Here is a 12,162-nt window from a genome sequence, read left to right on the forward strand (position 1 = left end):
AGTCATGCCCAATTTGGCCAGGTGATAGGCCGTGTTGCAGCCAATCGAGCCACCGCCAATAATCACGGTCTGTGCATGCGCGGGAAGAGGCTTCGTCATGGTCATCTCCAATCCAAGGGATTCGGCTTTTGATCAAATTATTGGATTGACGGCTGAAAGAAATCAAGTCATTGATTGAATGGTTGTTCAATGGATGTAGGTTTATGACTGAAACCAAACAGAAAAAAAGCCGCACAGCTTCACCAGAAGTTCGGAAAAAGCAGATCATTGATGCGACGATCACATCTATAAGCAATCATGGAATATCCGGCACAACCATGGCTTCGGTCGCGAAACTGGCCGGGTTGTCTACAGGGCTTGCGAACTTTCACTTCAAAAGCAAAGACGCACTGCTGGAAGAAACTCTGCGCACCTTAGCAGTGGAGCATCGAGCGCATTGGATGACGCGCCTTGAGAATGTCGATTTGAGCCCGACAGAGCAGGTCAATACGATCATTGAAGCTCAGTTTCATCCAAGCATCTTCAATCGGAAAAAACTGGCTGTCTGGTTCGCCTTCTTCGGAGAGGCGGCTTACCGCAAATCTTACCGCCTCATCACCACTTCGATCGATACTGAACGGCTTGATGTGCTGGTTGATCTATTTGGGAAAATCATCAAAGAGGACGGTAGTGCGCTGAAGCCTGAAGGGGTTGCTCATACTCTCGAAAGTCTGTTCGATGGTTTCTGGCTGAATATTCTGATGTATCCCGACCAGTTTCCACGTGGGATGGCAAAGGCTCAGATATTTCAATACCTACATTCCAATTTTCCGCGCCATTTTGCACCTCACCAGTAAGTGCAAAACAGCAGGATCGGCCGTCTTACACTGATACACTCTTGCTGCACTGAGCCGTGCTAGCCCTTGGCGTACCATCCGTTGTCAACATAGGTGGCGTTGCCGTTTACAAAGCTGGCCTCGTCTGAGGCCAGAAACACCACCGCTGCGGCAACTTCTTCTGGATAACAAATGCGCCCTTGCGTGGCGGCCATTCCGGAATCTTCCCATTCCTGACCGGCGGCGTCCAACTCAGCGATTTCCTTCAGCCCATGTGCTGTTTCAACAAATCCCGGACATACCGCATTGCAGCGGATACCTGCATCTCGATACTCGGTCGATATTGTTCGAGCCAATTGGAGAACCGCGCCCTTGGACATGCAATAAACCGATTCAAGCGCATAGCCCAACTCGGCTGCAATAGAAGACGTAATGACGATTGAGCCGCCACCATTGGCGCTCATGTCTTTGACCGCCCGACGACATGTCAGAAATGCCGATTTCACGTTCACGTCCATCAGCCAGTCGTATTCGGCCTCAGTGGTTTCATGTAGCGGTTTTACGATGATCGTCCCCGCGTGATTGAACAGAACATTATAAGGGCCAAAGGTTTCCAAAGCATCGTCAAAGGCTTGGTTGATCTCTGCATCTTTGGTGACGTCCGCGTGGAAAAACGCGGCTTCACCGCCAGTGTCACGTATCATGTTGACGGTCTTTCGCCCTTCTTCATCCTGAATATCGAAGATGCTGACCTTGGCGCCTTCCTCAGCAAAGGCCGTTGCTGTGGCCCGCCCCATGCCCGTAGCGCCGCCAGTGATAACGGCGACTTTGCCGACCAGACGACCATTCGGGGATTTCACGCTGTTGGTCATATTGATCTCTCCAAACAGAAATTCAAATGCATTCACCGCCATCTATGACCAGCGCGTGGCCAGTCATGAATGTGGACATGTCAGAGGCGAGAAACAGGATTGAATCGGCAATTTCATCGGTTGTTCCCCATCGCCCCATAGGAATGGTTTGTGCAACGTAGCGATCCAATTTGTCCCGCCCGCCCATTTGTGCCTCAAAACCAGCATTAAAGGGCGTGTCGATGAACCCTGGGCACAGGGAATTGAAGCGGATGTTGTCTTTGGCATAATCGGCAGCCATTTGGCGGGTCATCGCTACGACTGCGTGCTTGGTCGTCGCATAGGCAATCATCTCGCGGTCATATTGAACACCTGAATTTGACGAGGTGACAATGATGCTGCCACCACCCTGGGCACGCATGTGTCCAACTGTCGCGCGGGCGGCAATGAAATGGGACCTGACATTCAGCCGCCAGGACATATCCATGCCCTCAATGGGAACCTGTTCCAGGTTGCCCTCAGTTTGATAACCCGCATGTGAGTGCAGTACGTCAATACGACCGTAGTCTTTGACTGTTTTGTCGATTTCGGCGGAAACAGCGTCGTCGTCAGTCACGTCAAGACCGGCAGAAAACACGCTTGTGCCTTCAAGGTGCAACTCCTCGGCCACATACGCGGCCTTGTCGGCATCAAGGTCAGTCACAACCACCTTTGCCCCATGCCGCGCCATTGCCATGGCCCCTGCCCGTCCGATGCCGGAACCTGCACCAGTCACCAAAGCAACTTTACCATCAAGTGTAGGAAAATAAGGAGAAGAACGTGGATTTTCAGCGAGGGTCATTTTGGTTTCTTGCCTCCGCGTTGCAGCAGTAATTGGGCCGTAATCAGCATCAGCAGGGAGACAACCAGCACCATGGTACCAATCGCATTGATCTCTGGGGTGACGCCACGGCGGATGGATGAGAACACATAGATCGGCAGTGTTGTCTCGGACCCGGCGACAAAGAATGCGATGATGAAGTCGTCAAAGCTGAAGGTGAAGCTGAGCAGAAATCCAGCCAAGATAGCCGGGAAAATCATCGGCAAGGTTACCTGGCGAAAGGTCGCCATCGGCGTAGCGTACAGGTCCGACGATGCTTCGGTCAAAGCGCGGTCCATGCCAGCAAGCCGGGCCCGCACAATGATCACCACCAGCGCCATCAGGAACATAGTATGGGCTGCAATAAGTGACCCCATCCCCATATGGAGCTTTGGCGGTGTAAATCCGTTTGGCCAGATAGCTGCGATCAGTGGGTTCAATTGGTCAAAGACCGTAACCAACCCGATCAATGTGGCAATCCCGATCACGATGCCGGGGATCATAACCGCGACATAAATCAACAGGTCGAACGCTGTCCTCACCGGTCCCTTGATGCCCTGCAACGCAACCGCAGCCATGGTGCCAAAAACGCTGGCACAGAGGGCGGAGATAAAAGCCACCATCAGGCTGGTTTCCAGTGCGTCCATGACAAAGGGATTGGACAGTGCCTTGCCGTACCACTTGGTTGAAAATCCCTGTAACTGGCTTGCATGACGTCCGGCATTGAAGCTGAACAGCGCGATCACACCGATCGGGATGTACAGGAACAGGTAAACGCAAACTGCATATAGTCTCATTGGTTCACCTCACATGATCGACACGTCTTCGCGGCTAGCGCCAAGACGATTGATAAGCCGCATGTAGACCGTGACCGTGATCAGCATGACAACCACCAGCGTGACCGCCACCGCCGAACCATAGGCCCAGTTGCGTGATTGCAGGAACAGGTCGACCAGGGCGTTGCCGACGAAGAACACCTTGCCACCGCCCAACAAAGCCGGGATCAGGTATTCCCCCATCAACAGGATGAAGACGAGCATACATCCGGTTGCGATGCCAGGAATTGAAAGTGGCAGAGTGATCTGAAGGAAGGTGCGCCAAGGTTTGGCACCAAGATCGGACGAGGCCTCGAGCAGGCGTTTATCCAGTTTGTCGAGGCTGACAAAGATCGGAAAAACCATCAGCGGCAGGTACCCATAGATAATCCCAACCAACACCGCAAAAGGCGTATTGATCAGGCGGACCCCTTCGATCCCCACCAATTCCAAAAGGGCCGGAATTCCGCGACCACCCAGCAGAAAGATCCATGCGTAGCTGCGGATCAGAATTGAAGTCCAGAACGGCACAATGACTAACACCAATAGGATTGTTTTCCACTTAGGGCCGCATTTGACCGCCAGATAATAAGCCAGCGGATATGCAATCAGCAACGCGGATAATGTACCAATAGGGGCTAACGTCATCGTGTTCTTGAACGCTGTCCAGCGTGCCGGAAGATTGGCATATTGTTCAAAGGTGAAAGCGGGCACAACACCACCGGCGGGCGCCCGCTCTCCAAAACTGAAAATGAAAACAACGGTCAGTGGTATGATCAGCATCACCAGGAACCAAGCCCCGGCAGGTGCCAATAGCAACCAATTACGTGTACGTCTCGTCATGTTGTTTTCACCTCTACTTAATTAGGCTGACTTGAAACGCGCCATCAGTTCTGCACGGTTCGGATCGGTCAGCGTAGCGGCTGCACCAAACTCGAGCGGCGTCAGTAGCTCTTGGGCTGGGAAGAGGATCGGATCATTTTTCAGGGCCTCGGGCAGCAGTTCGAAGGTTCGGGCATCAGCAGTCGGGTAGCCATGCGCCAAAACTTCCTTGGCATTCACGTTGGGATCCAGCAGGAAGTTGATCAGCGCATAGGCCGCGTCCATATGTGGTGCACCTTTTGGAATGGCGTAGTAATCACTCCAGATTTCACCACCTTCGCGGCCCAGGACATAGTGTATTTCCGGCATGTCGGTGTTGAGCTGTTTGCCATCGCCAGACCAGCAGATCGTCAGCCAGGCATCGCCATTGCGCATCGATGGCTGATAGTCAGAAGTGATCGCAAAGAGGTGCGGTTTCACATCTATCAGTAGTTTTTCGGCATCGGCCAATTCATTCTCGTCAACCGAATTGAACGAATATCCATAGTAGTTCAGCGCACTGCCAATTGTTGTCAGCTGATAGTCATGCACCATTGCGCGTCCAGTGAATTTGTCCCGCGCAATGTCAAAGAACTCTTTCCAGGACGAGATTGGCTTACCATCATTGTGCTTGGTATTGACCGCCATTCCGGTCGAACCCCAGTTCTTTGGCACGGCATATAGCGTGCCATCGACGGATCCTGCTTCGGCATAACGCGCGTCAAAGGCAGACCCATCATAATTTGGTAGCTTCGAGGTATCCAAAGGCTCGATCAAGCCTTCATCGACATAGGTCGAGATTGTGTAATTTGTCGGCACGTAAACGTCCCAACCGGTCGCGCCGGCCTGCAATTTAGCTAGCATTTCTTCGTTCGAACCAAAAACATTGACCTGAACATGCGCACCAGTTGCTTCGGTAAAGGCCTCAAAGTTTGATGGATCGTGATAGTTGGGCCAGGTCGCCACAATGACCCGATCCCCAATGTCACCAGCAAATGCAGGACTTGGACGCAAACCGGGAACGGCTGCCCCCAAAACGGCCGAGGCAGCGCCCAATCCAGTCACATTTAGAAAATGGCGCCGAGTCACCGACCCTTTTCTGTAGCTCTCCAACTCTTGCATGAATTTCTGCTTGGAGATGTAATCGTTGTCTCTTGTCATTGCCGTTTCCTCCCTACGGTTGCAGTCTGTTTTAGTTCCTGTCTAGAATGAGTGCCGCTCTGTCTTCCCAGGACACAATCGCCTTGTCGCCGACGGCAAAGGCTCCCTCGATCAGTTCGGATTGCCGTGGTGAAAGCACCAGAAAGTCGCCAAGCGTTTCATGGCTCACCAAATACTCGGTGTGCTCTCCCAGAAAGATCCGGTTGCGCACCTCCACCGTCAGACCGTCACCCTGGCGGTGCAGCGTCATTTGTTCAGGACGCACACTTATGGATACGTTGTCCCCGCTGACCAATTCCCCGACTGAAGTTCCTCGCACGCTCATCCCGTTGTTCAAGCGCACCGCTGTCAGCCCGCCGGATTGATCAGTGACCTTTCCGTCAAAGAAATTTGAGGTGCCAACAAAATCAGCCACATATTTGGAATTGGGGCGATCATACAGCTCTTGTGGACTGCCAACCTGGACAATGCGACCGTCGCGCATGATGCAAATACGATCGCTCATCGACAGGGCTTCTTCCTGGTCGTGGGTCACAAGAACAAATGTGATACCCAACTGGCGCTGCAGGTCCTGCAGTTCGATCTGCATCTCTTTGCGCAGCTTGCGATCCAGCGCGGCCATCGGCTCATCCAGCAACAGAAGCTTGGGTTCGTTGATGATTGCGCGCGCCAAAGCCACACGCTGTTGCTGTCCCCCGGACATTTCCCAGATTTTTCGATCTTCAAAGCCGCTGAGTTGGACAATATCCAAGGTCTTGCCGACCTTTTCTGCGATCTGAGTTTTGGGCAATCGCGGGCGACGTTGACGCAACCCATAGCCAATGTTCTGCGCCACCGTCATATGTGGGAAAAGCGCGTACTGCTGAAAAACCATATTGACCGGACGGTGGTGTGCTTCCAGCGCATTGACCACTTCACCATCCAGCAGAACGTCGCCTTCGGTTGGCGTCTCAAACCCTGCTAACATTCTGAGAGCGGTGGTTTTCCCGCAGCCTGACGGCCCAAGGAAGGACAGGAATTCACCTTCGTGAATAGACAGATTCAGATCGCTGGCAGCCAGCACATCGCCAAAACACTTTGTTACGCCACGAAGCTCAGCAATGGTCTTGCTGTCTGCTGGAGTAAAGGCTCCGATATATCCCCTGGTTTCCATTTAACGCTATCTTTTCCCGATTTGATGGATACTATCCAATTTGGAAAAACTGTAAGAAAAACTTCATTCGATGTATATACCACGTTTTTAGTATATCAATCGTAGTAGCGAGGCTTGGCAAATGCAGACCCTGATAGCGGCGACCGGTAACCTCATCGATTCAATTGGGTCCGAGAGGTTTGCGCAAACCATGTCTGAGACTCTGAAAGGAATTGCACCTTTCGATTACACGGTTGTTTTTGGGTATCTCGGAGCAGCCAGGCCACAAGATTTGTTCGACGATTTTCCCAGAGGCAAACGGAAGATATTTGTCGAGGACTATCAAGAGGGTCCTTATCTCCTGGATCCCTTTTATCTGGCCTGTGGAAATCAGGTCGCTCCAGGTCTGTATCGGATCAAAGATCTGGCACCGGACCGGTTCTTTCAAGGCGAGTACTTCCGCAGCTACTATGCGCGCACAGGTCTGGCAGAAGAAATCGGTTACTTTATTGAAATGCCCGGCAAAGCCATCGTTGTCCTCTCACTCATGCGGGCTGAGAAAGCGTTTTCAGCAAAGGAATTCCGACAACTACGCGAGTTTTGGCCGGTTGTGCGGGCTACTTGTCAGCGCCACTGGAGTGATCTGGCAGCGCAATTTGGGGCGGATGCCAGTGCGACATCAGATGGTGGCTTACATCACAGTGTAGAGCTCGCTTTTACAAACTTTGGTGAGGGCGTTTTAACCCCTAGAGAACGACAAGTTGTAGAATTCACTCTCAAAGGTCATTCAGCTGATGCGGTTGGTCGCATTCTTGAAATCTCACCTGGCACTGTTCGTATCCACAGACGTAATGTGTACTCCAAGCTTCAGATCAGATCACAGGGCGAGTTGTTTTCAAAGTTTATCGAAACGCTGGTATCGGGTGGGAACCCTTCGTAGAGCAAGGTTTGAATACTTGAAAAAACACCAGAACGCATTTCGTTTTTTGCTTAGAGAACAGACATTAGTAGTTGGGTTAGGAAATGTCTGCTTTGCACCCATACTGCCAAGTCCGGGTTTCAGTCACCTTACACGATTAAATGTCGTTGAAGGGCTGGAAGCAATAGTTAGACAGTTTCACCACGAACGCCCGGTTAGGGCCGAAAACTCCACTATGCAAAATCCGCATCCTGCACATTGCTGCCGTCCGACTCCATTCATTGATGTCTAACGCCTGCACTTATGGGGGCAAATAGCGGAATTAGATCGGAGAGTGTTTCTGGCTCATCGTAACCACCAAGGGGTGGAAGAAGAGAAATACCGCAAGAAGCCCAGGCGAGAATATCGCCAACTTGATGGAATCGAAGGCTTCAAAAATCGCTTGCCCCCTTGATACTATTGGACAGTCAGCGGAGCCGTAGCAATAATCCTTCTGTCAGCGTTCATAAGATATCGTATTTCATAATCACCCGGTTTATCCGGTGCAGTGATCGTCAATGGAGAGCCATTTTTTGTGTAAGTGTAAGTCAGGTAGTTTTCACCCGGCACACCAATTGCAATGATATCGCCTCGGTAATCGGGGCCGCTCCAAGTCACTTCGATCTTGCTCCCGGCGGATGCGCTGGCCGGTGCTGACAACGTGGCTGATACCTCGGTGACGGTGATGTTGAATGTCGCGAGTGATTTATCCGCAGCCCCGGCCAGATACTTTACAACGTAGTCACCCGGCATTGCAGGAAGCGTAAGATCAAGCGGTGTGCCGCCCTTGGTGTAGCTGTAGTTCAGGTAGCTGCGATCTGCTTCATTGGGTTTACTGACGACAATGATATCGCCTCTGTAATCCGGGCCCTGCCAATCAATTTCTATGGTGCTGCCTGCGGGGGCCGACTGAGGCGCTGTCAGGTTGGCGGTAATTGCAGTCACTTCGATCTCAGCTGTCGCCTGCACTACGCGATCTTGTCCGAGAATATATCGGATTTCATAGCGTCCAGTTTCCAGCGGGAGAGTCAGATCAAGCGGGCTGCCTTCCTTGGTATAGGTATAGGTGAGGTATTTCCGATTGTCGGCACCGATTTCGGCCACCGCGATGATATCACTGCGATAGTCCGGTCCAACCCAATCCACCTGTACGTCGCTGCCTGCTGGCGCAGACGCTGGCCCACTCACTGAATACTGCAGGCCAGTAACTGTTACCGGCACGCGCGCCAGCACTCGGTTTTTCTGGCTCATTCGGTAGACGATGTCATAGTTTCCGGGATCGGGCGGCAGCATGAGGTCTGCCGGTGATCCATGCTTCGTATAGACGTAGTTGATCAGTTGATCCGTTCCCGGTTCGGTAACAGCAATAACATCGCTTTGATAATCTGGCCCAACCCAGTCGACCAAAACAGTGGCACCAGCAGGCAGGACGTCAGGCAGTGTAACCGAGGCCTCAACCGGGGTGACAGTGATTGGTTGTGAAGCGAGCACCTTGCGATGGTCACTTGAAACATACCGCAGCTCGTACTCCCCTTCGACCGAAGGCATCACCAGATCCAGAAGCAGGCCGTGTTTTGTATAGGCGTAGTTGATCCAGGGTGAGGAGCCTTCCGGGTCGGCGACGGAAATCAAATCTCCCTGTTGGTCTGGTCCAGACCAACGCACCTGTACCGTAGATCCGGCGATCGCGGTCTCAGGCCCTTCAATCGTGGCCGGAGGGCGAAGTTCAGGCAGTTCCAGCACAACCTGCTTGTCCACTGAACCGATGCCAAACCGCTGTTCGGCAAAACTCTCGTCGGCGATCCGAAGGACCGAGATCACATATTCACCGCGCTCCACTTCGACCCTGATGTCAGAAACAGCCTGATTTTCGAGAATTACGCCATCAAGCGAGGTCAGGTTCCAGATCAAACCGTCGGTGATACGCGGGCCATGTCGCCCATCAATGGCATAGGCTCTCAGGCTGACTGGATCGGGCTCTGGTTCAGGGGCTGGGACTGGCACTGGCGTAGCAATCACCGCCAGCGCATTGCTTAGCTCGGCAGCAGTATCAGCGGTTCTAAATGTGCCGCCCGTTTCCTCGGCCATACAGCGCATCTGGGCAATTGCTTCGGGGTCTCCGATATTGAACCCAACAACATGAGCGGTGAAATCAACGCCAGTCTCTTCCAACGTGCGGGCGGCGGCACATGGGTCTGGGTTGCAGGTCTCAATCCCGTCAGAGACAAGGATAACCGTGGCCTTTTCTTCGGTATAACGCAGCGCTTCGGCGGCGGCGATCACCGCGTCGATCATCGGCGTTTTCCCTTTGGGTTTGATCGAGTTCACCGCCTCGACAATCGACCCATGCTGACCAGCCTCTGGAGTGATGATCGTCTCGATATCGCTGCAATCCCCCTTGCGGCGGTGACCATAGACCGTCAGCCCCAGTTCTTGGCTTTCGGGCAATGACTGGAGTAAATCGCCTACGACCTCCTGTGCGATTGAAATCTTAGCAGTGCCGTCTATCTGCCCCCACATGGAGCCGGAGCCATCAAGCACTAAAATAGCCCGTGACTGCTCCTGTGCGAAGCTGACGGATGACAGAATGACGAATAAAGCTGTGCAGACGGTAAGAAGTGACTTGATCATATCCTTGGTCCCTTTGCCTAGCAAATCGGGGTAAATTCAGTCGGATTCTTTGAGGCTTTGTGTAATTTCGCTTTTACACTGGGGCCGTCTTCAATTGGCAAAGCACAAACTTCCGCCCTGATCCGCCTTTATTGTTGGGGCGCCAAAAACTGATGACCAGCGACACGTGCTCTGATCTGCAATCAAATAGATGGCCTTTCTGCTAATTCAATCCAGTCCAGTTTCTCAGGATCTGAGCGGTGCTGAATTTCGAATTCTTCGCCGTAATGCAGCGCCATGCCCATTCGAAGGCCTTGAACAACGCGAAACGGGAAAATTGTCCTGACCGCGCTACAATCACAAAAAGGTTATCGCCTGCAGTGACCCTGCGACACACAATTTGAAGTCTACATGTCCTGCTGCGCTGGCCCACAAAATAGGTTTGAAGGATCGGTCCCATGAAAAAACGAATGACGCTAATCGCGACATGCGCGTTGGCTCTCTCAACCAGTGGAGCATCAGCCGAGATCTTGGCAATGATGAGCTATGAAAGCAAACCGGCGGAAGATCTAAAGAGCTTGAAGCTTTCTGGGTCAGAGGAGCGGCGTGAGGGGATTGCGATAATTGATGTCGACCCCCAAAGCCCCGCTTTTGGTAAATGGCTCGCCGATATCCCGCTTGATGCAACCGGCGTAGCCCATCATCTTTTCTATGATCGCACGATGTCGAAAATCTACCTGACCAGTTTGGGACAACCTGCCCTACAGGTTATGGAAATGAGTGACTTCCCGCCGCGCCTAACGACAATCGACATTCCCAACTGCTCTATGGGTGAGGATATCATTATCGATGACGCAAACGAGTATTGGTATCTGACCTGCATGAACTCGGGCAATGTCTGGCAAGGACGGGTATCTGACGACACTGTCACCGGAGAGATCAAACTGCCCGGAACCAACCCTCATGGGCTGGCGGTTGATACCAACATAGATCGCATTCTTGTCACCAGCACCATCAAGGGTGACCTTACCGATCCGGGTGAAACCATTTCGATTGTACAGGCCAGCACCTTGGAATTGCTTGAAGAAATCAAGGTGTCGTCCAAGCCATCGCCCTCGGGTGAGGCCCCCGTTGAACTGCTGCGCGTACCGGGTGGTGGTCCACCAACTTTTCTTGTCACCAATATGTTCGGCGGAAGCATATGGGCACTGACCTGGAATGCAGACGATCAAAGGTTTTCGGCTGAAATGGCAGTCGACTTCACCCCGCTGAAAGTTGGCGTGCCACTTGAGATGTACTTTAACCCGGCAGGCGACAAAATGTTTGTCACCACCGCTGCTCCAGGACATCTGCATACATTCGATGTCTCCGCAGGGATTATGGGGCCCAAGCTGTTGAATACAGTCGAAACAGGCAACGGCGCCCACCATGTCGCCTTTACCAAGGACATGAAATACGGCTTTGTCCAAAACTCGTTCATCAACCTGCCCGAGATGCGGGATGGCTCGGTCTCGGTGGTGGATTTGGAATCGTCCGAGGTCGTAGCTTCGATGGATACCCTGAAAGATGCAGGGCTGAACCCAAATGTCATTGTTCTTCTACCTGAGTGGAATGAACTCGCCGGGCATTGATGCCGGTTCAAACAGAGAGCTGTGCCAAACAACTGGCGCAGCTCCAGTTGGAGCAGCACCCCATGAAATCCATTTTTGTTAAGGCAATTACCGTCTTTGCCTTTCTCATGACCACTGGTCAGACCGAGGCTCACGAAACACCGCTAGAAGATGCACATGGGTCAACTGTTGAAGGACCTGTGTTAGAGTTGACGGTCACGGTCGACCAAACGGCCCCTGCCCCGGTGGTTCAAATTCCAAAAGGTAGCAATGTTCACCTAACGGTAAACGCGGCTAACGGACATGAGTTGCACCTGCACGGCTATGACATCATCAGCGTTGATAATGCAGATAACCCGGCGGTTTTTGAATTCCAGGCCGTTCATTCCGGACGCTTTGCAATTGTCGTACACGGGGTTGAGGACCTGTTGGGCCGGACAGAGAAAGCCGTTGTCTATCTTGAGATCCGCAAGCCATGAACAGGTGTCTT

At 52.5% G+C, this 12,162-nt stretch carries 11 protein-coding genes; 4 read left to right on the forward strand and 7 right to left on the reverse strand.

Features of this window, described 5'->3' with window-relative positions; genetic code table 11:
* The first annotated feature begins 203 nt into the window (after nucleotides 1–203).
* Nucleotides 204–836 (forward strand): transcriptional regulator BetI, encoded by a 633-nt coding sequence (betI, locus tag AC2T28_RS08720; protein WP_486748583.1) that lies wholly within the window; start codon nucleotides 204–206, stop codon nucleotides 834–836.
* A 59-nt stretch (nucleotides 837–895) separates the two neighbouring features.
* On the opposite strand, the gene AC2T28_RS08725 is transcribed toward betI, so the two are convergent.
* Genes AC2T28_RS08725 through AC2T28_RS08750 form a run of 6 tightly spaced genes read right to left on the reverse strand, consistent with a single transcriptional unit; the run spans nucleotide 896 to nucleotide 6,515 of the window.
* Nucleotides 896–1,687, reverse strand: a complete 792-nt coding sequence (locus AC2T28_RS08725) for an SDR family NAD(P)-dependent oxidoreductase (RefSeq protein WP_486748584.1) — start codon at nucleotides 1,685–1,687, stop codon at nucleotides 896–898.
* A gap of 22 nt (nucleotides 1,688–1,709) precedes the next feature.
* Nucleotides 1,710–2,507 (reverse strand): SDR family NAD(P)-dependent oxidoreductase, encoded by a 798-nt coding sequence (locus AC2T28_RS08730; protein ID WP_486748585.1) that lies wholly within the window; start codon nucleotides 2,505–2,507, stop codon nucleotides 1,710–1,712.
* The gene (locus AC2T28_RS08735; protein ID WP_486748586.1) at nucleotides 2,504–3,322 is read right to left on the reverse strand and encodes an ABC transporter permease; all 819 of its coding nucleotides are present in this window, start codon (nucleotides 3,320–3,322) and stop codon (nucleotides 2,504–2,506) included. Before AC2T28_RS08735 ends, AC2T28_RS08730 begins: the two co-directional genes overlap by 4 nt.
* Before the next feature lie 9 nt (nucleotides 3,323–3,331).
* Nucleotides 3,332–4,183, reverse strand: coding sequence for an ABC transporter permease (locus AC2T28_RS08740; protein WP_486748587.1), 852 nt, complete (start codon nucleotides 4,181–4,183; stop codon nucleotides 3,332–3,334).
* Nucleotides 4,184–4,204: 21 nt separating this feature from the next.
* Entirely contained in the window at nucleotides 4,205–5,362 is a 1,158-nt protein-coding gene (locus AC2T28_RS08745) for an ABC transporter substrate-binding protein (protein WP_486748588.1), read from the reverse strand.
* Between the two features lie 31 nt (nucleotides 5,363–5,393).
* The gene (locus AC2T28_RS08750; protein WP_486748589.1) at nucleotides 5,394–6,515 is read right to left on the reverse strand and encodes an ABC transporter ATP-binding protein; all 1,122 of its coding nucleotides are present in this window, start codon (nucleotides 6,513–6,515) and stop codon (nucleotides 5,394–5,396) included.
* A 190-nt stretch (nucleotides 6,516–6,705) separates the two neighbouring features.
* On the opposite strand from AC2T28_RS08750, the gene AC2T28_RS08755 reads away from it, so the two are divergent.
* Nucleotides 6,706–7,434 (forward strand): helix-turn-helix transcriptional regulator, encoded by a 729-nt coding sequence (locus AC2T28_RS08755; RefSeq protein WP_486748590.1) that lies wholly within the window; start codon nucleotides 6,706–6,708, stop codon nucleotides 7,432–7,434.
* A 435-nt stretch (nucleotides 7,435–7,869) separates the two neighbouring features.
* On the opposite strand, the gene AC2T28_RS08760 is transcribed toward AC2T28_RS08755, so the two are convergent.
* Entirely contained in the window at nucleotides 7,870–10,083 is a 2,214-nt protein-coding gene (locus AC2T28_RS08760) for a vWA domain-containing protein (RefSeq protein WP_486748591.1), read from the reverse strand.
* Nucleotides 10,084–10,520: 437 nt separating this feature from the next.
* Here AC2T28_RS08760 and AC2T28_RS08765 point away from each other — a divergent pair, with 437 nt between their 5' ends.
* Entirely contained in the window at nucleotides 10,521–11,693 is a 1,173-nt protein-coding gene (locus AC2T28_RS08765) for a YncE family protein (RefSeq protein WP_486748592.1), read from the forward strand.
* A 62-nt stretch (nucleotides 11,694–11,755) separates the two neighbouring features.
* Nucleotides 11,756–12,151, forward strand: coding sequence for a hypothetical protein (locus AC2T28_RS08770; RefSeq protein WP_486748593.1), 396 nt, complete (start codon nucleotides 11,756–11,758; stop codon nucleotides 12,149–12,151).
* Nucleotides 12,152–12,162 lie beyond the last annotated feature (11 nt).

The organism is Parasedimentitalea nitratireducens, assembly GCF_057444295.1.

Excerpts from the sequence above, each read along its gene's own strand:
- AC2T28_RS08765 (WP_486748592.1), top strand. The coding sequence starts at position 10,521 with ATGAAAAAACGAATGACGCTAATCGCGACATGCGCGTTGGCTCTCTCA.
- AC2T28_RS08735 (WP_486748586.1), bottom strand. The coding sequence starts at position 3,322 with ATGAGACTATATGCAGTTTGCGTTTACCTGTTCCTGTACATCCCGATC.
- AC2T28_RS08760 (WP_486748591.1), bottom strand. The coding sequence starts at position 10,083 with ATGATCAAGTCACTTCTTACCGTCTGCACAGCTTTATTCGTCATTCTG.
- AC2T28_RS08730 (WP_486748585.1), bottom strand. The coding sequence starts at position 2,507 with ATGACCCTCGCTGAAAATCCACGTTCTTCTCCTTATTTTCCTACACTT.
- betI (WP_486748583.1), top strand. The coding sequence starts at position 204 with ATGACTGAAACCAAACAGAAAAAAAGCCGCACAGCTTCACCAGAAGTT.
- AC2T28_RS08770 (WP_486748593.1), top strand. The coding sequence starts at position 11,756 with ATGAAATCCATTTTTGTTAAGGCAATTACCGTCTTTGCCTTTCTCATG.
- AC2T28_RS08740 (WP_486748587.1), bottom strand. The coding sequence starts at position 4,183 with ATGACGAGACGTACACGTAATTGGTTGCTATTGGCACCTGCCGGGGCT.
- AC2T28_RS08750 (WP_486748589.1), bottom strand. The coding sequence starts at position 6,515 with ATGGAAACCAGGGGATATATCGGAGCCTTTACTCCAGCAGACAGCAAG.
- AC2T28_RS08725 (WP_486748584.1), bottom strand. The coding sequence starts at position 1,687 with ATGACCAACAGCGTGAAATCCCCGAATGGTCGTCTGGTCGGCAAAGTC.
- AC2T28_RS08745 (WP_486748588.1), bottom strand. The coding sequence starts at position 5,362 with ATGACAAGAGACAACGATTACATCTCCAAGCAGAAATTCATGCAAGAG.
- AC2T28_RS08755 (WP_486748590.1), top strand. The coding sequence starts at position 6,706 with ATGTCTGAGACTCTGAAAGGAATTGCACCTTTCGATTACACGGTTGTT.